At 71.3% G+C, this 19,083-nt stretch carries 13 protein-coding genes; 11 read left to right on the top strand and 2 right to left on the bottom strand.

Annotated features, from left to right (window positions below; all coding sequences use genetic code 11):
* The first annotated feature begins 128 nt into the window (after positions 1-128).
* Together ACFYYB_RS25880 and ACFYYB_RS25875 are read left to right on the top strand one after the other, a co-directional pair.
* Entirely contained in the window at positions 129-1,685 is a 1,557-nt protein-coding gene (locus ACFYYB_RS25880) for an APC family permease (RefSeq protein WP_389437840.1), read from the top strand.
* A 15-nt stretch (positions 1,686-1,700) separates the two neighbouring features.
* Complete coding sequence (locus ACFYYB_RS25875; RefSeq protein WP_389437838.1) at positions 1,701-3,332, top strand: flavin monoamine oxidase family protein; 1,632 nt, start codon at positions 1,701-1,703, stop codon at positions 3,330-3,332.
* 15 nt (positions 3,333-3,347) lie between these two features.
* On the opposite strand, the gene ACFYYB_RS25870 is transcribed toward ACFYYB_RS25875, so the two are convergent.
* Positions 3,348-4,730: an FAD-binding protein gene (locus ACFYYB_RS25870; protein ID WP_389437834.1), complete on the bottom strand. Its 1,383-nt coding sequence runs from the start codon at positions 4,728-4,730 to the stop codon at positions 3,348-3,350.
* 109 nt (positions 4,731-4,839) lie between these two features.
* Entirely contained in the window at positions 4,840-6,645 is a 1,806-nt protein-coding gene (locus tag ACFYYB_RS25865) for a glycoside hydrolase family 15 protein (RefSeq protein ID WP_389437832.1), read from the bottom strand.
* 542 nt (positions 6,646-7,187) lie between these two features.
* On the opposite strand from ACFYYB_RS25865, the gene ACFYYB_RS25860 reads away from it, so the two are divergent.
* The 9 genes from ACFYYB_RS25860 (at position 7,188) to ACFYYB_RS25820 (ending at position 19,001) form a co-directional block, all read left to right on the top strand.
* Positions 7,188-8,840, top strand: a complete 1,653-nt coding sequence (locus tag ACFYYB_RS25860) for a CTP synthase (protein ID WP_327307465.1) — start codon at positions 7,188-7,190, stop codon at positions 8,838-8,840.
* Positions 8,841-8,928: 88 nt separating this feature from the next.
* Entirely contained in the window at positions 8,929-9,561 is a 633-nt protein-coding gene (locus ACFYYB_RS25855) for an NUDIX domain-containing protein (protein WP_389437918.1), read from the top strand.
* Positions 9,562-10,151: 590 nt separating this feature from the next.
* On the top strand, positions 10,152-12,143 hold the full coding sequence (locus tag ACFYYB_RS25850) for an AAA family ATPase (RefSeq protein ID WP_389437830.1): 1,992 nt from the start codon (positions 10,152-10,154) through the stop codon (positions 12,141-12,143).
* A gap of 152 nt (positions 12,144-12,295) precedes the next feature.
* Positions 12,296-13,411 (top strand): alanine dehydrogenase, encoded by a 1,116-nt coding sequence (gene ald, locus ACFYYB_RS25845; RefSeq protein ID WP_266876781.1) that lies wholly within the window; start codon positions 12,296-12,298, stop codon positions 13,409-13,411.
* A gap of 449 nt (positions 13,412-13,860) precedes the next feature.
* Entirely contained in the window at positions 13,861-14,898 is a 1,038-nt protein-coding gene (locus ACFYYB_RS25840; RefSeq protein ID WP_327307468.1) for a ParA family protein, read from the top strand.
* On the top strand, positions 14,883-15,371 hold the full coding sequence (locus tag ACFYYB_RS25835; RefSeq protein WP_327307469.1) for a hypothetical protein: 489 nt from the start codon (positions 14,883-14,885) through the stop codon (positions 15,369-15,371). The genes ACFYYB_RS25840 and ACFYYB_RS25835 overlap by 16 nt, the downstream gene beginning before the upstream one ends.
* Positions 15,372-15,745: 374 nt before the next feature.
* Positions 15,746-16,729, top strand: a complete 984-nt coding sequence (locus ACFYYB_RS25830; protein ID WP_389437828.1) for a segregation and condensation protein A — start codon at positions 15,746-15,748, stop codon at positions 16,727-16,729.
* Entirely contained in the window at positions 16,726-17,358 is a 633-nt protein-coding gene (scpB, locus tag ACFYYB_RS25825; protein ID WP_327307471.1) for an SMC-Scp complex subunit ScpB, read from the top strand. The genes ACFYYB_RS25830 and scpB overlap by 4 nt, the downstream gene beginning before the upstream one ends.
* Entirely contained in the window at positions 17,358-19,001 is a 1,644-nt protein-coding gene (locus ACFYYB_RS25820; RefSeq protein WP_389437823.1) for a pseudouridine synthase, read from the top strand. Before scpB ends, ACFYYB_RS25820 begins: the two co-directional genes overlap by 1 nt.
* Positions 19,002-19,083: the final 82 nt, after the last annotated feature.

Here is a 19,083-nt window from a genome sequence, read left to right as displayed (position 1 = left end):
GGTCCCATGAACCCCCGTCCGGCCCGACAACTCGTCGCCCCTGCAAGGAGATTATCGGACTGCATGCCGATTGTGGCGTACGTCACGCGGGGCGAGAGTGAGCGCCCTCACGACAGGAACGAGGAGCCATGAGCACGGACAGCAGCACCGGTGGCGGCGCACCCCAGGTCCAGAGGCTGAAAGCCAATTCCGTGGGCCTGGTCGGTGTCGTCTTCATGGCCGTCGCCACCGCCGCTCCCATCACCGCGATGACCGGCAACCTGCCCATCGCCGTCGGCTTCGGCAACGGCATCGGCGCCCCCGCCGGATACCTCTTCGCGACCGCCGTCCTGACCGTCTTCGCCGTCGGCTACGTCGCCATGGCCAAGCGGATCACCGCCGCCGGCGCCTTCTACGGGTACATCTCGCACGGCCTCGGCCGGATCGCCGGCATGGCCTCCGGGATGCTCGCGGTCCTGGCCTACATCGTCTTCGAGGCCTCGATCGTCGGCGTCTTCTCGTACTTCACCAAGACCACCGTCCACGACCAGCTCGGCGTGGACCTGCCCTGGATCGTCTACGCGGCCGGCATGCTCGCGATCACCGCGGCCCTCGCGCACTTCGACATCAACCTCACGGCCAAGGCGCTGGGCGTGATGCTCATCGCCGAGATCGCCGTCCTCTTCGCCGTCGCCACCGCCGTGCTCATCGCGGGCGGCGGCCCGGACGGGATCCCGGTCGAACCCCTCAACCCCAAGAACGCCTTCACCGGCGCCTCCGCCGGGCTCGGCCTCTTCTTCGCCTTCTGGTCCTGGGTCGGCTTCGAATCCACCGCCATGTACGGGGAGGAGTCCCGGAACCCGAAGAAGGTCATCCCCAAGGCCACCCTGATCTCCGTCGTCGGCGTCGGCCTCTTCTACATCTACGTCTCCTGGATGACCATCGCCGGCAACGGCCTGACCAAGTCCGTGGAGCTCTCCGCCTCCGCGAGCCCGCTCGACCTGTTCTTCGCCCCCACCCAGACCTTCATCGGCGCCTGGGCCGTCGACGCCTTCCAGTGGCTGCTGCTCACCGGCTCCTTCGCCTGCGGCATGGCCTTCCACCAGTGCGCCGCCCGCTACCTCTACGCCATCGGCCGCGAGGGCTTCCTCCACCCGGGCCTGGGCCGTACGCACGCCAAGCACGGCTCCCCGTACATCGCCTCCACGGTGCAGACGGCCATCGCCACCGGCCTGGTCGCGCTGTTCTGGCTGACCGGGCAGGACCCGTACATCCACCTGTACACGCTGCTCGCGATCCTCGGCACCATGGCCATCCTCATCGTGCAGACCCTGTGCTCCTTCGCGGTGATCGGCTACTTCCGCAAGAACCACCCCGAGGACCGGCACTGGTTCCGCACCTTCACGGCCCCGCTGATCGGCGGCGTCGCCATGGCCGCCGTGGTCGTCCTGCTGCTGGTCAACATGAAGACGGCCGCCGGACTGGCCGCCGACTCGTTCTTCTTCACGCTGATCCCGTGGATCGTCGGGCTCGTCTTCTTCGGCGGGCTGGGACTGGGTCTGTGGCTGAAGTACAAGGCCCCCGCGCGCTACGAGATCATCGGCCGCGTCGTCCTGGAGGACGCCGCCGAGCGCACCGACGAGTCCACCGACGAGTCCACCGATGAGCCCACCGACGAGCCCGCCACCTCCGCCGCGAACGTCTGAGAAGGAGCCACCGCCATGGCCCGTACGCCACTCATGCACGCGCTCCGTCAGCTCGCCGCCGAACACGCCGCCGCCCGACGGCTCGGGCTCCCCGTGGCGGAGGTCCGCGGCTCCACCCGCCGCCAGCTCCTCGGCCGCGCCGCCGCCCTCGGTCTCGGCACCGCCGTCGCCTCGGCGGCCGGCGCCCCCGCGCTCGCCCATGCCGTGGAGGCCGACAAGAAGCCCGTCACCCCCGCCCGCGTCGCCATCGTCGGCGCCGGCATCTCGGGGCTGACCGCCGCCCTCACCCTCAAGGACGCGGGCGTCCCCTGCACGCTCTACGAGGCCAACCCGAGCCGCGTCGGCGGCCGCATGTGGACCCAGCGCTCCCTGTGGGCCTACGGGCAGACCTCCGAGATCGGCGGCGAGCTGATCGACACCAGCCACAAGAAGATCCTCGAGCTGTGCCGCCGCTTCGACCTCCCCACCGAGGACTTCCTCGGCGGCGGCCCCAACGGCGCGGAGGAGGTCCTCTGGTTCAACGGGACCTACTATCCGCGCGAGCAGGCCGACGATGACTTCAACGCCGTCTACCAGGCGCTGCGCCGCGACCTCCAGGCGGCCGGCGAGGTCTCCTGGAACTCCACGACCCCGGCCGGCACCGCCCTCGACAACATGACCCTGTACCAGTGGATCGAGACCCGGATCCCCGGCGGACACACCTCGCGGCTCGGCCGCTTCATCGACGTGGCGTACAACGTCGAGTACGGGGCCGACACCGATCAGCAGTCCGCGCTCGCGCTGGTCCTGCTGATGGGCTACCAGCCCAACCCGGGCAACTTCAACGTCTGGGGCCTGTCCAACGAGCGCTACCACATCACCGGCGGCAACGACCAGCTGCCGAACGCCATCGCCCAGGCCCTGCCCGCCGGTTCGATCGTCATGGGCCGCGAGCTGGTCGCCGTACGCGTCTCCGCCGACGGCACCCAGACGCTGACCTTCAACGACGCGGGCGCCACCCGGACGGTCGTGGCCGACCACACCATCCTGTGCCTGCCGCTGCCCATCCTGCAGCGGATCGACATCACCGGCGCCGGCTTCGACCCGCTGATGAAGAACCTCCTGCGCGACGCCCGCATGGGTTACTGCACCAAGCTCAACATGCAGTTCACCAGCCGCCCCTGGCGCGGCACCGGACCCTGGCCGGGGGTCTCCGCCGGCGACTGCTTCACCGACGGCGAGGTCCAGCAGACCTGGGACACCACCAAGGTCCAGCCGGGCAACGGCGGCATCCTGCTCCAGTACGGCGGCGGCACCCTGGCCGGCGCCCTCACCCCGGCGACCCCCTTCGCCACCGACTCCGACCCCTACGTACGTGCCCTCGCGGGCCGGATGCTCACCGGGATCGACGCCTTCTTCCCCGGCACCAAGGCGGCCTGGACCGGCAAGGCACAGCTGTCGGCCTGGCACCGCAACCCGTACGCGCTCGGCGCCTACTCGTACTGGCCGACCGGCTACCTGCACAAGTACGCCAAGTACGAGGGCACCGCCCAGGGCCGCGTCCACATCGGCGGAGAGCACTGCAGCTACGACTTCCAGGGGTTCATGGAAGGCGGGGCGACCGAGGGGGCGCGTGCGGCGCAGGAGGTGATCACCGCCCTCACGTAGGCCTCCGGCGGGCCGTCAGGCGGGGGCGATGTTGTGGTTGAAGCGGAAGACGTTGTCCGGGTCGTACTCCCGCTTCAGCCGGCCCAGCCGCCGCATGTTCTCGGGTCCGAGGCCGGCCGCCACCCGGTCACCGCCCTCGTCCCCGGTGAAGTTGAGGTAGACGGCGCCGGTGCTCCACGGCCGGACGTCGGCGCGGACGTCCTTGACCCACTGGCGGCAGCGGTCGTCGTCGGCCGGGTCCTCCCAGGCGGCGAACGGGTGCACCGCCCAGGGCGCGTCGCGGAAGGACACCGGGTAGTCGGCCGGCCCCTCGGCGATCGCGCCGCCCTGGGGCCACACCACGTGCTGGGTGCCGCTGGGCACCGGCATGGAGTCCGCGCGGGCGCAGAACACGTCGACGAACGCGTCGGGCACACCGGTCAGGTACTCCGCCGACCAGTAGTTCCGCAGGCCCGGCGGATCGTCGAGCATGCACTGGAGATCCGCGTAGGGGATGGCGGTCACCATCTCCACCTCGTGCGGGATCGCCAGCAGCGGCGCCACGAGCCGCCGCAGCTCCTCCTCGGGCCCCGCGTACGTGACCAAGGCGCCCGCCAGCAGCGCGCCGACCAGGTGCGGCGGGACGAACTCCTCGGGCGGGCCGGTCAGGTAGATGGCGCCGCCGCCGGCCTCGCGCGGCCCGTCCTCCATGACGTCCCGGTACGTACGGACCATCTCGGGCCCGTGCTCCGGCAGGTACAGCAGGAACGCGAGGGACATGACCGGCAGTTCGTGCAGCCGCAGGGTCAGGGAGGTCGCGATGCCGAAGTTCCCGCCGCCGCCGTGCAGCCCCCAGAACAGCTCGGGACGGTCCTCCGCGGTCGCCGTCACCATCTCCCCGTCGGCCGTGACCAGGTCCACGGCGAGCAGATTGTCCACGGCCAGGCCGAACATGCGGTCCAGCCAGCCCGTTCCGCCGCCCAGGACGAAGCCGCCGACCCCGGTGGTGGAGACGCGGCCGCCGGTGGTCGCCAGCCCGTACCGCTCGCAGGCCCGGTCCAGATGGCTCATCGTGGCGCCGCCCTCGACGCTGACGGACGAGGCCCCGGGATGGACCGTCACCGCCCGCATCCGGCGCAGGTCCACGACCAGGCCGCCGTCGTTCAGGGACATCCCGGCCACACTGTGGCCGCCGCCGCGCACCGCGACCGGCAGGTCGAGCCGTCGTGCGAAACGCACGGCGGTCACCACGTCCACCGGGCTCTCGCACTGCGCGATGACGGCCGGCCGGCGGTCGATCATCCCGTTGTAGACGGCCCGGGCCTCGTCGTACCCCGGATCCTCGGGAGCCAGGACGGCGCCGGACAGGTCCTCGCGGAGCTCGGCGAGTGCCGTGCCCGCCTTCGAGAGGGGAGCCATGGCTACCCCCTTCCGAGAGATGCGGAAGGTGCGGAAAGGCCTAGGGGGTGTCTTGCCGATCGAGCCCGGCCCGATCGGCAAGACACCCCCTGCGACCCCTCCAGGTTAGTCAGCCCCCGTACGCACCGCTCGCCGTCAGCCGCAGGGCCGTGTCGATCAGGGGGACGTGGCTGAAGGCCTGGGGGAAGTTGCCCACCTGGCGCTGGAGCTTCGGATCCCACTCCTCCGCCAGCAGCCCCAGGTCGTTGCGGAGCGCGAGCAGCTTCTCGAAGAGGCGGCGGGCCTCGTCGACCCGGCCGATCATCGCCAGGTCGTCCGCCATCCAGAACGAGCACGCCAGGAAGGCGCCCTCGTCGCCCTCCAGACCGTCCACGCCCGCCTCCTCGCCCGAGGTCGGGTAGCGCAGGATGAAGCCGTCGGGGGTGGACAGCTCGCGCTGGATCGCCTCGATGGTGCCGATCACCCGCTTGTCGTCCGGCGGCAGGAAGCCCATCTGCGGGATCAGCAGCAGGGAGGCGTCCAGCTCTTTGGACCCGTAGGACTGCGTGAAGGTGTTGCGTTCCTTGTCGTAGCCCTTCTCGCAGACGTCCTGGTGGATCTCGTCGCGCAGCTCGCGCCACCGCTCCAGCGGACCGTCCGCGTCCCCGCTCTCGATCAGCCTGATCGTGCGGTCCACGGCCACCCACGCCATCACCTTCGAGTGCACGAAGTGCCGGCGCGGACCGCGCACCTCCCAGATGCCCTCGTCGGGCTGGTCCCAGTTGGTCTCCAGGTAGCGGATCAGCTTGAGCTGGAGCAGGGAGGCGTAGTCGTTGCGCGCCAGGCCCGTCATGTGGCCCAGGTGCAGGGCCTCGGTGACCTCGCCGTACACGTCGAGCTGGAGCTGGCCGGCGGCGCCGTTGCCGACCCGGACCGGACCGGAGTTCTCGTAGCCCGGCAGCCAGTCGAGCTCGGTCTCGCCGAGCTCGCGCTCACCGGCGATCCCGTACATGATCTGCAGGTTCTCCGGGTCGCCGGCCACCGCGCGCAGCAGCCAGTCCCGCCAGGCGGAGGCCTCCTCGCGGTAGCCGGTGCGCAGCAGCGAGGACAGGGTGATGGCGGCGTCGCGGAGCCAGGTGTAGCGGTAGTCCCAGTTGCGGCTGCCGCCGATCTCCTCCGGGAGGGAGGTGGTCGGCGCGGCGACGATCCCGCCCGTGGGGGCGTAGGTGAGTGCCTTGAGGGTGATCAGGGAGCGGATCACCGCCTCCCGGTAGGGGCCGTGGTACGTGCACTGCTCGACCCAGTCCCGCCAGAACTCGGTGGTGGCCTCCAGGGCCTCCTCGGCCTCGGGCGGCTGCGGCGGCTCCTTGTGGGAGGGCTGCCAGCTGATGCAGAACGCCTTCCGGTCGCCGGGCCCGACCGTGAAGTCGGAGTACGTGGTCAGGTCCTTGCCGTAGGTCTGCACGTCGGTGTCGAGCCAGACCGAGTCGGGGCCCGCGACGGCCACGGTCCGGTCGTCGACCCGGTGCACCCAGGGCACGACCCGGCCGTAGCTGAAGCGCATGCGGAGCGCCGAGCGCATGGGGACGCGCCCGCTGATGCCCTCCACGATGCGGATGATCTGCGGGGCGTGGTTCTCGCGGGGCGGCATGAAATCGATCACGCGGACCGAGCCGCGCGGGGTGTCCCACTCGGATTCCAGGACCAGCGAGTCACCGCGGTAGTGGCGCCGGGTGGCACGCGGGGCCTCGGTACCGGCCGGGAACGCCGGGCCGATCCGCCAGAACCCGTGTTCCTCGGTGCCGAGAATGCTCGCGAAGACGGCATGGGAATCGAAGCGTGGCAGGCACAGCCAGTCCACCGCCCCGTCCCGGCAGACCAATGCCGCGGTCTGCATGTCGCCGATCAGTGCGTAATCCTCGATGCGCCCGGACACGTTGCATCTCCAGTCGAACAGCCACGTCCGCCCCGAAGGGCGCTTGCATTGCGCGATGTCGCGGATTCTCCGGTGATGAGGATGACCGCGTCCAGCCCATGATTCCGGAACCGGACGGGTTACGCCGTTCGCGGGGCCGCTCGGCGGGATGTTATCGAGATCCGAGCAGGACAAGACGGCACCCTAGTGATCCTCGTCAGCTTGGGGACAATGAGGTTCGGCCGAAAGGGTGAGCGCGCTGGCGTTGCCGCGGTGACCGACCCTGCGGAGATCGTCCCGGACGGCGCTGGAACGCCTCTCGAATCCCCCTGGGACGGCCCTCGGACGCCCGGTCGGCCATCCCTCGGGAGGCCCCCGCCGCGCGGCCGGAGGCGGACCGGCCCGGGCGCTGATAGGCTGGTATCCCGTGGACCGGTGGTCTGCCTGTGCAAATCAGGAGCCCCGAAACCGCAGCTTCGGCGCCCCCTGAGACCCCTCCGGATCGACGGTGGCAGGCGCCGGACGCACCTCACCTCGCGACCCACGGGAGCCCCCTCTTGGCGATGCCGCCCAAATCCATGACGACCAAGCACATCTTCGTCACCGGGGGTGTCGCTTCCTCCCTCGGCAAGGGCCTGACGGCCTCCAGCCTGGGTGCGCTGCTGAAGGCGCGCGGTCTTCGGGTCACGATGCAGAAGCTCGACCCGTACCTGAACGTCGACCCCGGCACGATGAACCCGTTCCAGCACGGTGAGGTGTTCGTCACCAACGACGGCGCCGAGACCGACCTGGACATCGGTCACTACGAGCGCTTCCTCGACGTCGACCTCGACGGCTCGGCCAACGTCACCACCGGCCAGGTCTACTCGCAGGTCATCGCCAAGGAGCGCCGCGGCGAGTACCTCGGTGACACCGTGCAGGTCATCCCGCACATCACCAACGAGATCAAGCACCGGATCCGCCGCATGGCGACCGACGACGTCGACGTCGTCATCACCGAGGTCGGCGGCACGGTCGGCGACATCGAGTCGCTGCCGTTCCTGGAGACCGTCCGCCAGGTCCGCCACGAGGTCGGCCGCGACAACGTCTTCGTCGTGCACATCTCGCTGCTGCCCTACATCGGCCCCTCCGGCGAGCTGAAGACCAAGCCGACCCAGCACTCGGTGGCGGCGCTGCGCAACATCGGCATCCAGCCCGACGCCATCGTGCTGCGCGCCGACCGCGAGGTCCCGACCTCCATCAAGCGCAAGATCTCTCTGATGTGCGACGTCGACGAAGAGGCCGTGGTCGCCGCGATCGACGCCAAGTCGATCTACGACATCCCCAAGGTGCTGCACACCGAGGGCCTGGACGCGTACGTCGTGCGCAAGCTCGACCTGCCGTTCCGCGACGTCAACTGGACCGTCTGGGAAGACCTGCTGGACCGGGTCCACAACCCCGACCACGAGGTCAAGGTCGCGCTCGTCGGCAAGTACATCGACCTGCCGGACGCCTACCTGTCGGTGACCGAGGCGCTGCGCGCCGGCGGCTTCGCCAACAAGGCCCGCGTCCAGATCAAGTGGGTCACCTCCGACGACTGCAAGACCCCGGCCGGCGCCGCGGCGGTGCTCGGCGACGTGGACGCGATCTGCGTGCCCGGTGGCTTCGGCGACCGCGGTGTCAACGGCAAGGTCGGCGCGATCACCTACGCCCGCGAGAACAAGATCCCGCTGCTCGGCCTGTGCCTGGGTCTGCAGTGCGTGGTCATCGAGGCCGCGCGGAACCTGGCGGGCATCGAGGACGCGAACTCCACCGAGTTCGACGCCTCCACCCCGAACCCGGTGATCTCCACGATGGAGGAGCAGCTGGCCTTCGTCGAGGGCGCGGGCGACCTGGGCGGCACCATGCGCCTGGGCATGTACCCGGCGAAGCTCGCCGAGGGTTCCATCGTGCGCGAGGTCTACGGCGACCAGGCGTACGTGGACGAGCGCCACCGTCACCGCTACGAGGTCAACAACGCCTACCGCGGCGAGCTGGAGAAGAAGGCCGGTCTGGTCTTCTCCGGCACCTCCCCGGACAACAAGCTCGTCGAGTACGTCGAGTACCCGCGCGAGGTCCACCCCTACCTGGTGGCCACCCAGGCCCACCCGGAGCTTCGCTCGCGCCCCACGCGCCCGCACCCGCTCTTCGCGGGTCTGGTCAAGGCGGCCGTGGAGCGGCAGCAGGCCGCGAAGTAGTCGTACGGCACATACCGTAGACAGCCGGGGTACGGAGTTCCGTACCCCGGCTGTCGCGCGTTGTGGAGGGCTTCGGGGCATGTCGGGCATGGAGATCAAGGACACGTCGGAATCCTGGGAGACGCTGTCTACCCAGCGGCCGTTCCAGGGCGCGAAGACGGCGGTGGCCTCCGACGAGGTGCGGATGCCGGACGGGTCCGTGGCCCGCCGCGACTACCAGGTGCATCCCGGGTCGGTGTGCGTGCTGGCCCTGGACGACGCGGGGCGGGTGCTGGTGCTGAGCCAGTACCGGCACCCGGTGCGGCGGCGGCTGTGGGAGCTCCCGGCGGGGCTGCTGGACGTCGTGGGGGAGAACCCGCTGCACGGGGCGCAGCGCGAGCTCGCGGAGGAGGCGCACGTCAAGGCCGAGGACTGGCGGGTGCTGGCCGACTTCTACGCGTCCCCCGGCGGCTCCGACGAGGCCACTCGGATCTTCCTCGCGCGGGGGGTCTCGGAGGCGGACGGCGAGCGCTACGCGGAGTCCGGCTCCGAGGAGGCGGACATGGAAGTGACGTGGGTTCCGCTGCCTTCGCTGGTACAGGGTGTCCTGGCGGGCTCGCTGGGCAACCCCGGGCTCGTCACGGGAGTCCTCTCCCTCGCGGCGGCCCTGGCCACCGACCCGGCCCTCTCCTCCCTCCGCCCGGCGGACGCCCCTTGGCAGGCCCGGCCCTACGAGGCGTAGCCCTGCGGCCCCTGCGCCTGGTGGGGGTCGGTGCCGGGGGCGGGGTGGGGTGTTGGCCTGGACTGCATGATTTAGGCGCCCTGCCCCCTGCCTTGACAGGGCCCGGCGTGCTCTCGCGCCACAAATCACGTTTTACGTCCAGGCCAACACCCCACCCCGCCCCCGTCACCGACCCCGGTACGCAGCCTGAGCCATTTCAGCCGTCCGGCGTTTGAGGACCTGGGTCTGGGGCGGAGCCCCAGGGGGTCCGGGCGCAGCCCGGGGCCCGTTCCTTTCAGCCCGTCCGGCGTTTGAGGACCGGGGTCCGGGCTGGCCCGGGGAACGGTGGAAGGGTGGGTAGGGGAACTCCGCCCCGCAGGGCCCACCCAGTCGCACCCGTCCACCGGGCCCGTGCCGGGACGGCGGTGGTGAGCACGGCTCCGGGCCACCGACGGGCGGAGTCCGGCGTAGCGCGCGAGGGGCGCGTGAAGTAGGAGGTAAATGTGCCCATCCGCTGATCCGATCGGGCGATTTGTCCGCCGCGCTCCACCCTGTTCGTCGCTCTGCGTGAACTACGCTCGCAATCCGAAGGCAGCGAGAGGAGCGGATCCGTGACGGATTTCGTCGGGCGGCGGCGTGAGCTCAAGGAGCTCCGCGAGGACATCGCGCGAACCGGGCTCGACACCCTCTCCGGCCGTAAGGCCAAGTCCCCGCGGGCCCGGGTGCTGCTCGTCGCGGGTCGCCCGGGCTCCGGCCGGACGGCCCTCGCCGAAGCGCTGGTGCGCGAGATCGCCGAGGACTACCCCGACGGGGTGCTGAGGGTCCGGCTCACCGCCCCCACGGGCGAGGGCGTCGCGACGGAGCGTGCCGTCCGCACCCTCCTGGAGGGGCTCGGGCAGCCCACCCCGCCCGGCGCCGGTGAGGACGATCTCAGCTCGGCCCTGCGCACGGCCCTGGCCGGCCGCCGCATGGTCCTGCTCGTCGACGACGCCTCCGATCCGCACCAGGTCGACGCCCTGCTGCCGGACACCCCCGAGTGCCTGGTCGTCATCACCTCGGAGGGCCCCCTGACCGGGATTCCGGATGTCCGGCCCTGCACCCTCGGTGGCCTCGACACCCCGTCGGCGGTCCGCATGCTCGTCCAGCGCATCGGCGACATCCGCGCGGCGAACGACCCGCGGGCGGCCGAAGCCCTCGCCGAGGAGTGCGGCGGCCAGCCCGCCGCGCTCGCCCTCGCGGGCGGCTGGCTCGCCGCGCGCCCCAAGGCCTCCGTGGCGGACGTGGGCAAGCAGCTGCACGACATGCCCGCGGGCGTCGGCGGCCCGCTCTCCAAGGCCTTCAGGCTCGTCTACGAATCCCTCCCGCAGCCCGCCCAGCGGACCCTGCGGCTCCTTCCGCTCGCCCCCGCGGGCCTGGTCGACTCCCACGTGGCCTCCGCCCTGGCCGGCTGTTCCGTGGCCGCCGCGCAGTCGACCCTGGAGGACTTCGCCGCGCTGGGCCTGCTCAGACCCGCGCACGACGGGCTGTACCTGCTGCCCGGCTGCCTCGCGCCGCTGCTCCAGGCCCTGCTGGAGGCCAAGGAGCGGCCCGCCGAGGTCCAGCTCGCACGGGCCCGGATGCTGGAGCGCACCGTACGGCTGCTCCTGTCCTGCCGGGCCATGGCGGAGCCGGACGCGGACGGGTACGACGGGCCCGGCGGCGCCGTCGGGGCGCCGGAGAAGCTCGACGGGGTGCCGCGCGCGCTCCGCTTCGCCGACCGGCGGGCCGCGGAGACCTGGCTGGACACCCGGCTGCCCGCGCTGCTGGCCGCCGCCTCGCTGGCGGTGGCCGACGGGGAGCTGGACACCCTGGCGCGCAGGTTCGTGGCGGCGCTGGCGCGGGCCCTGTCCGAGCATCGCGGCACCGCCGGGGCCGCGCCCGAGCTCTACGGGCTGCACCAGCTCGTGCTGGACGTGGCCGAGCGGCGCGATCTGCACCGGGAACAGGCCGCCGCGCTGCTGAACCTCGCCGATCTGGACGCCGAGACGGGCCGGACACGGGAGGCGCTGGACCGGTACCGGGCCGCTTTGGACGCGGGAAAGGCGGCGAACGACCCGTACGCGTCGGGCCGGGCGATGGAATCCGTAGGCGGCGCGCACCAGGAGCTGGGGGACTGGCACAGGGCCTCCGACTGGTTCGGCCGGGCCCTGTCCCACGCGCTCGCGCGGGGTGAGCGGGCGGACGAGGCCCGGCTGTACGGACGGCTGGGGAACGTGCACACGTACGCGGGCCGGTACGGGGACGCGCTGCGGAGCTGGCGGGCGGCCTCGGCCGGCTACCGGAAGCTGGCCGATGTCCCGGGCCAGGCAAAGGCGTTGAGCGAGATGGCGCGGATCCAGGAGTACGCGGGCCGGCCCGAGGAATCGCTGCACACCTGCCGGGAGGCGGTGGAGCTGGCGCGCAAGGCCGGGGACCTGCGGCTTCAGGCCGCGCTCCAGGTCCGGCTGGCCGACACGCTGGACCGGCTCGGGGATCCCGCGGCCGCGAGGCTGCACAGGTCCGCAGCCGACAGATTGCTGGGAGATGACCCGGCGGCCTGCGAAATCCGTAGTGGTTCCGACTGAGATTATTACTTTGCAAGGCTAGACAGCGGCTCGTCCTTCATTAGACTGGGTTCACCAGGCCATCCCCTGGGGCATCCCGTTGCGTGTTCTTGTAAACGGGTTTGTATGGAAGTACCCCGAAACATCCCCTGAGCCAAGGACCGTGAGCCACGATGAAGGTCGGCATCCCCCGCGAGGTCAAGAACAACGAGTTCCGGGTCGCCATCACGCCTGCCGGCGTGCATGAGCTGGTCCGCAACGGCCACCAGGTCTTCGTCGAGCAGAACGCCGGTGTGGGCTCCTCGATCACGGACGCGGAGTACGTCTCCGCCGGCGCCGAGATCCTGGGCACCGCCGACGAGGTCTGGGCGACCGCCGACCTGCTGCTGAAGGTCAAGGAGCCGATCGCGGAGGAGTACCACCGCCTCCGCAAGGACCAGACCCTCTTCACCTACCTGCACCTCGCGGCCTCCCGCGAGTGCACGGACGCCCTGCTGGAGTCCGGCACCACCGCCATCGCCTACGAGACGGTCGAGACGGCGAACCGCGCCCTCCCGCTGCTCGCCCCGATGTCCGAGGTCGCGGGCCGCCTGGCCCCGCAGGTCGGCGCCTACCACCTGATGCGCTCGGTCGGCGGCCGCGGCGTGCTCCCCGGCGGCGTCCCCGGCACCCACGCCGGCGAGTGCGTGGTCATCGGCGGCGGCGTCTCCGGCTGGAACGCCGTGCAGATCGCCGTCGGCATGGGCTTCCACGTGACCCTGCTGGACCGCGACATCAACAAGCTCCGCGAGGCCGACAAGATCTTCGGTACGAAGATCAAGACGATCGTCTCCAACGCCTTCGAGCTGGAGAAGGCCGTCATCGAGGCCGACCTCGTCATCGGCGCGGTGCTGATCCCGGGTGCGAAGGCCCCGAAGCTGGTCACCAACGAGCTCGTCGCCAAGATGAAGCCCGGAAGTGTCCTTGTCGACATTGCGATCGACCAGGGCGGCTGCTTCGAGGACTCCCGCGCGACCACGCACGCCGAGCCGACCTTCCAGGTCCACAACTCGGTCTTCTACTGCGTCGCCAACATGCCGGGTGCGGTGCCGAACACCTCGACCTACGCGCTCACCAACGCCACGCTGCCCTACATCGTGCAGCTCGCGAACCTCGGCTGGGTCGAGGCGCTGCGTCGTGACCCGGCGCTCGCGCTGGGCCTCAACACCCATGATGGCCAGGTCGTTTACCGCGAGGTCGCCGAGGCCCACGGTCTCGAGACCCTCGAGCTGAGCACGCTGCTCGGCTGAGCCGTCAACGACTGACGTCAATCTCACGTATCCGGCCGGACCTTGCTCGCGAGGTCCGGCCGGAGGCGTACTCGGGGTAGCCCGCGAGGCCGCTCAACTCGCCTCGAACGTAACCCTTTAACCCTTTCGCACACCCGCGAAACTTCCCGGCGACAGCTCGTGCGCCCTTGACAGAGTGGTGTTCGGTTGCCGACACATCGCGGCGGGTCCGGCGGATTGTGTTGCCGCTGAGTGGTGACACGCCATAGAGTCGCCAACCGTCGGCATGGTGCCACGCTGACCTATCGATAAGTGTCCTGGTCACGTCCGAGGAGGTAAGACGACTTGTGAATGAGTCGACATTTGCTCCTGGAGGTGGTCGAGCAGGAGGGCCTGCGCGGGGCCAGGGTCCTGCCGGAATCGAAGCCGTGGGATCCGTAGCGGTCCGCACCTTCGCAAACCACCAGCACATGACGACGCCCCAAAAGAGCATGGACGGCCTAGACGTGAACTCCAGGGCCGGCGACCTGAGCGGCGACAAGCCCGTGGGTTTCGCCGACTACGAACAGGTGCCCGAGGGGCATTTCTACGACCCCGACGCGGAGTACGAGCCCGACCCCGAGTACGCGGCCACTCTCGCCCCCGACGCTGCCCGCCAGCGCCGTGAGCGGATCGGCCCGACCGGACGGCCGCTGCCGTACTTCCCGATCCCGGGTCCGCTGACCGACCACGGTCCGGCGACGATCATCGCGATGTGCAACCAGAAGGGCGGCGTGGGCAAGACCACGTCGACCATCAACCTGGGTGCGGCGCTCGCGGAGTACGGACGACGGGTGCTGCTCGTCGACTTCGACCCGCAGGGCGCGCTGTCGGTCGGCCTCGGGGTCAACCCGATGGAACTCGACCTGACGGTCTACAACCTGCTCATGGAGCGGGGCATGTCGGCCGACGAGGTGCTGCTGAAGACGGCGGTCCCCAACATGGACCTGCTGCCGAGCAACATCGACCTGTCCGCCGCGGAAGTGCAGTTGGTCAGCGAGGTCGCGCGCGAGTCGACGCTGCAGCGGGCCCTGAAGCCCCTGCTGCCCGACTACGACTACATCGTGATCGACTGTCAGCCCTCGCTCGGTCTGCTGACCGTGAACGCCCTGACGGCGGCTCACAAGGTCATCGTGCCGCTGGAGTGCGAGTTCTTCGCACTGCGCGGTGTGGCGCTGCTGACCGAGACCATCGAGAAGGTGCAGGAGCGGCTCAACCCGGATCTGGAGCTCGACGGCATCCTCGCCACGATGTACGACTCCCGTACGGTGCACAGCCGCGAGGTGCTGGCGCGCGTCGTCGAGGCCTTCGACGACCACGTCTACCACACGGTCATCGGCCGTACGGTGCGGTTCCCGGAGACCACGGTCGCCGGCGAGCCGATCACCACGTACGCGTCCAACTCCGTCGGCGCCGCCGCCTACCGCCAGCTGGCCAGGGAGGTGCTCGCCCGGTGTCCCGCCGAGTGAGTCTGCCCGGAGCCGACGAACTGTTCCGTACGACCGGAGGGATGGCGCTGACGTCGTCCTCGCCGTCGTCGCGGGGAGTCGAGCACGCCGCGTCGGCGGCGGAGGGCACGGCGGGTGAGGGCCGCAGCCGGGAGGCTGGGGCCGGTACGGAGCCGGGCGTCGGCCCGCAGCGGCGTCCGCAGGAAGGTTCCGGTAACGCCGTCCCCGCCCCCACCCCCGGTCGGGGGAAGGGGCAGGGCCGGGGTGCGAACCGGCGGCCCAGCGGGCGCGAGCGGCACGACGAGAAGATCACGGTCTACGTCTCCGCGGAGGAGCTCATGGACCTGGAACACGCGCGGCTGGTGCTGCGCGGGGAGCACGGGCTCGCGGTCGACCGCGGGCGGATCGTGCGCGAGGCCGTCGCGGTGGTGCTCGCCGATCTGGAGTCCCGCGGTGACGCGAGCATCCTGGTGCGGCGGCTTCGGGGTCGCTGACCCCGGGGGATCAGGCGTCCGTCGCCCCCGCCGCCGCGTGCGGTTCGGCCCCGGGAGCGGGGCCGGGCGTGCGGCTGCACGAGGCGGGCCCCCGCTGTCACCCCTGCCGCTGCGCGGGGCGCCGTTCCCCTACCCGCCCTTCCGCCGTACCCAGGGCTCCGCCCTGAACCGGTCCGCGAACGCCGGACGGGCCGGGAAGGGGTGCCGGGCTGGGCCCGGACCCCCTGGGGCTCCGCCCCGGACCCCGGTCCTCAAACGCCGGACGGCTGGAAGTGCCCGGCCCGGTCGCCCGGGTCCCCGCTGCTCGCGTGGGAGCCTTGAGGGCCGGGCTCCGGCCCTGATCGGCCACTTCCTCCGTACCACCCTGGATCGCGATGCCCCCTCCCGCCGAACCCGGCCTCCCGCCCCGCCGCTCGCTGGGCCGCGGCCCGGGTGCCTCCGTGCCGGGGGAGGAGGAGCTCCCCGTTCTCCCCGGTCCCCCCGGCCCGTCCGGTTCCCCCGTCGCGGCCGTACCTGGCCCGGAGGGCCCCGCCGGTGCCGAGGAGGCCTCCGCGGCCCCGGCGGACGGGCGGTTCACCGTGCGGCTCGTGAACTTCGAGGGGCCCTTCGATCTGCTGCTCCAGCTGATCTCCCGGCACAAGATGGATGTCACCGAGGTGGCGCTGTCCGAGGTCACCAACGAGTTCATGGCGCACATCCGTGCTATGGGGCCCGACTGGGACCTCGACCAGACGACCGAGTTCCTCGTCGTCGCCGCCACCCTGCTCGATCTGAAGGCGGCCCGGCTGCTGCCCGTCGCCGAGGTCGAGGACGAGGGGGACCTCGCGCTGCTGGAGGCCCGGGACCTGCTGTTCGCACGGCTGCTGCAGTACCGGGCGTACAAGCGGATCGCCGAGATCTTCCAGGACCGGGCCGAGATCGAGGGCAAGCGCTACCCGCGCACCGTCGGGCTGGAGCCCCACCTCGCCGAGCTCCTCCCCGAGGTGGTCATCAGCATCGGCGGCGAGGGGCTGGCCCGGCTCGCGGTCAAGGCCATGCAGCCGCGGGCGAAGCCGCAGGTGTACGTGGACCACATCCACGCGCCCCTGGTGAGCGTCCGGGAGCAGGCCGGCCTGGTCGTGGCGCTGCTCAAGGCCCGGGGCGAGGCCACCTTCCAGGAGCTCACCGAGGACGCCGCCGACACCCTGACCGTCGTGGCGCGCTTCCTGGCCCTCCTGGAGCTCTACCGGGAGAAGGCGGTGGTCCTGGACCAGGAAGAGGCCCTGAAGACGCTCACGGTGCGCTGGAGCGGCGGGGACGGGGACGGCATGCCGACGGTGACGGACGAGTTCGACCAGATCGTGGAGGTCAAGGAATGAGTGACACGGCGGCCGCCGTGGCCGGACTGGCGCTGAAGCCCGCTTTGGAGGCGGTCCTCATGGTCGTGGACGAGCCGGCGACCGAGGCGCACCTGGCCAAGGTGCTGGAGCGGACCCCCCGCGAGGTCGCGGGGGCGCTGCGGGAGCTCGCGGACGAGTACGAGGCCCAGGGCCGCGGATTCGAATTGCGGCTGGTCGCCGGGGGCTGGCGGTTCTACAGCCGGGCGGACTGCGCGCCGGCGGTCGAGGCCTTCGTACTGGACGGCCAGCAGGCCCGTCTCACCCAGGCGGCGCTGGAGACCATGGCGGTCGTCGCGTACCGCCAGCCGGTCAGCCGGTCGCGGGTCTCGGCGGTCCGCGGAGTCAACTGCGACGGGGTCATGCGCACCCTCCTCCAGCGGGGTCTGGTGGAGGAGGCGGGGACGGAACCCGAAACAGGTGCGATCCTGTACAGGACGACGAACTACTTTCTGGAGCGGATGGGCCTGCGTGGCCTGGACGAGCTCCCGGAGCTCGCGCCCTTCCTCCCCGAGGCGGACGCGATCGAAGCCGAGACGCAAGAGGGTGTTCCGTCGTTCGATCCGGACTCTCCGGATACCGATGAAGACGACAAGACGACGGAACTTTGATGCGAAGCAGCGGCAACGGCAACGGTGGCGGCAACAGGAACAGCGGCGGCGGCGGTGGAGGCGGGCGCGGTAGCGCCCCCCGCGGCGGCTCCGGCGGCGGTGGTGGCTCCCGCGGTGGCAGCTCGGGCGGTGGCTACCAGGGCGGTGGCTCTCGCGGTGGCTCCTCCGGTGGTGGCTACCAGGGTGGCGGCGGCTCCGGCGGCGGCTCCCGTGGCGGCTCCTCGGGCGGTGGCTACCAGGGCGGTGGCTCTCGCGGTGGCTCCTCCGGTGGTGGCTACCAGGGCGGCGGCTCCGGCGGCGGCTCCCGTGGCGGCTCCTCGGGCGGCGGCTACCAGGGCGGTGGCTCTCGCGGTGGCTCCTCCGGTGGCGGCTACCAGGGCGGCGGCGGCTCCGGCGGCGGCTCCCGTGGCGGCTCCTCGGGCGGTGGCTACCAGGGTGGCGGCTCTCGCGGTGGCTCCTCGGGCGGTGGCTACCAGGGTGGCGGCTCCCGTGGTGGCTCCTCCGGCGGCGGCTACCAGGGCGGCTCCGGCGGCGGCTACCAGGGTGGCGGCTCCGACCGTGACCGCGAGGAGGCCCCCCGCATCCGCAACCCGCGCCCCGAGGAGCGTCGCTACGACGTAGGCCCCGAGGGCGAGCGCAACGGCCGCGGCGGTGCCAAGGCGGGCGGCGGCGGTGCCCGTGGCGCGGCCGACGGCAACCGTGGCGGTGCGCGCGGCGCGGCGGCCCGCGGTGGCGCCAAGGGCGGCCCCAGGACCGCCAAGGCCCCCGCGATCGGCGGCGCGGGCGGCCCGCGCATCGGTCCCGGCAGCCGCAGCGGCCAGTCGAAGCCGCGCGAGCTGGAGGCGCGGATCGAGGAGCGCGTGCGCGACCGGTACGCCGACAAGCCCGTGATCAAGACCCCGAAGACCTTCCCGGGTGCCGAGGAGGAGGGTGAGCGTCTGCAGAAGGTGCTCGCCCGTGCCGGCATGGGCTCGCGCCGTGCGTGCGAGGAGCTCATCGAGCGGGCCCGCGTCGAGGTCAACGGCGAGATCGTGCTGGAGCAGGGCAAGCGGGTCAAGCCGACCGACGAGATCAAGGTGGACGGCCTGACCGTCGCCACCCAGTCGTACCTGTTCTTCGCGCTGAACAAGCCGGCCGGCGTCGTCTCCACCATGGAGGACCCGGACGGCCGTCAGTGCCTCGGCGACTACGTCACCAACCGTGAGACGCGTCTCTTCCACGTCGGCCGGCTCGACACCGAGACCGAGGGCATCATCCTGCTCACCAACCACGGTGAGCTGGCCCACCGCCTCACGCACCCCAAGTACGGCGTGAAGAAGACCTACGTCGCCGCGATCACCGGCCCGCTGCCGCGCGACATCGGCAAGCGCCTCAAGGACGGCATCGAGCTGGAGGACGGCTACGCCCGCGCCGACCACTTCCGCGTCGTCGACCAGCTCGGCAAGAACTACCTGGTCGAGGTGACCCTCCACGAGGGCCGCAAGCACATCGTCCGCCGCATGCTGTCCGAGGCCGGTTTCCCGGTCGAGAAGCTCGTCCGGACCTCCTTCGGCCCGATCGAGCTCGGTGACCAGAAGTCCGGCTGGCTGCGCCGCCTGACCAACACCGAGGTCGGCATGCTCATGCGCGAGGTCGGTCTCTAGGACCCCCGGCCCACACGGGCCTCCAGAACCCGCGGTGCCTTCGGGCGCCGCGGGTTTTTTGGTTGTGCGGACCCCCGGACCT

Origin of the sequence: Streptomyces sp. NPDC002886, assembly GCF_042888445.1 — a bacterium.
Lineage (GTDB): Bacteria > Actinomycetota > Actinomycetes > Streptomycetales > Streptomycetaceae > Streptomyces.
Note: the sequence above shows the minus strand (reverse complement) of the source record. Positions and strands in the feature narration are given on the sequence as shown.

Excerpts from the sequence above, each read along its gene's own strand:
- ACFYYB_RS25880 (WP_389437840.1), top strand. The coding sequence starts at position 129 with ATGAGCACGGACAGCAGCACCGGTGGCGGCGCACCCCAGGTCCAGAGG.
- ACFYYB_RS25875 (WP_389437838.1), top strand. The coding sequence starts at position 1,701 with ATGGCCCGTACGCCACTCATGCACGCGCTCCGTCAGCTCGCCGCCGAA.
- ACFYYB_RS25870 (WP_389437834.1), bottom strand. The coding sequence starts at position 4,730 with ATGGCTCCCCTCTCGAAGGCGGGCACGGCACTCGCCGAGCTCCGCGAG.
- ACFYYB_RS25860 (WP_327307465.1), top strand. The coding sequence starts at position 7,188 with ATGCCGCCCAAATCCATGACGACCAAGCACATCTTCGTCACCGGGGGT.
- ACFYYB_RS25855 (WP_389437918.1), top strand. The coding sequence starts at position 8,929 with ATGGAGATCAAGGACACGTCGGAATCCTGGGAGACGCTGTCTACCCAG.
- ald (WP_266876781.1), top strand. The coding sequence starts at position 12,296 with ATGAAGGTCGGCATCCCCCGCGAGGTCAAGAACAACGAGTTCCGGGTC.
- ACFYYB_RS25840 (WP_327307468.1), top strand. The coding sequence starts at position 13,861 with ATGACGACGCCCCAAAAGAGCATGGACGGCCTAGACGTGAACTCCAGG.
- ACFYYB_RS25830 (WP_389437828.1), top strand. The coding sequence starts at position 15,746 with ATGCCCCCTCCCGCCGAACCCGGCCTCCCGCCCCGCCGCTCGCTGGGC.
- scpB (WP_327307471.1), top strand. The coding sequence starts at position 16,726 with ATGAGTGACACGGCGGCCGCCGTGGCCGGACTGGCGCTGAAGCCCGCT.
- ACFYYB_RS25820 (WP_389437823.1), top strand. The coding sequence starts at position 17,358 with ATGCGAAGCAGCGGCAACGGCAACGGTGGCGGCAACAGGAACAGCGGC.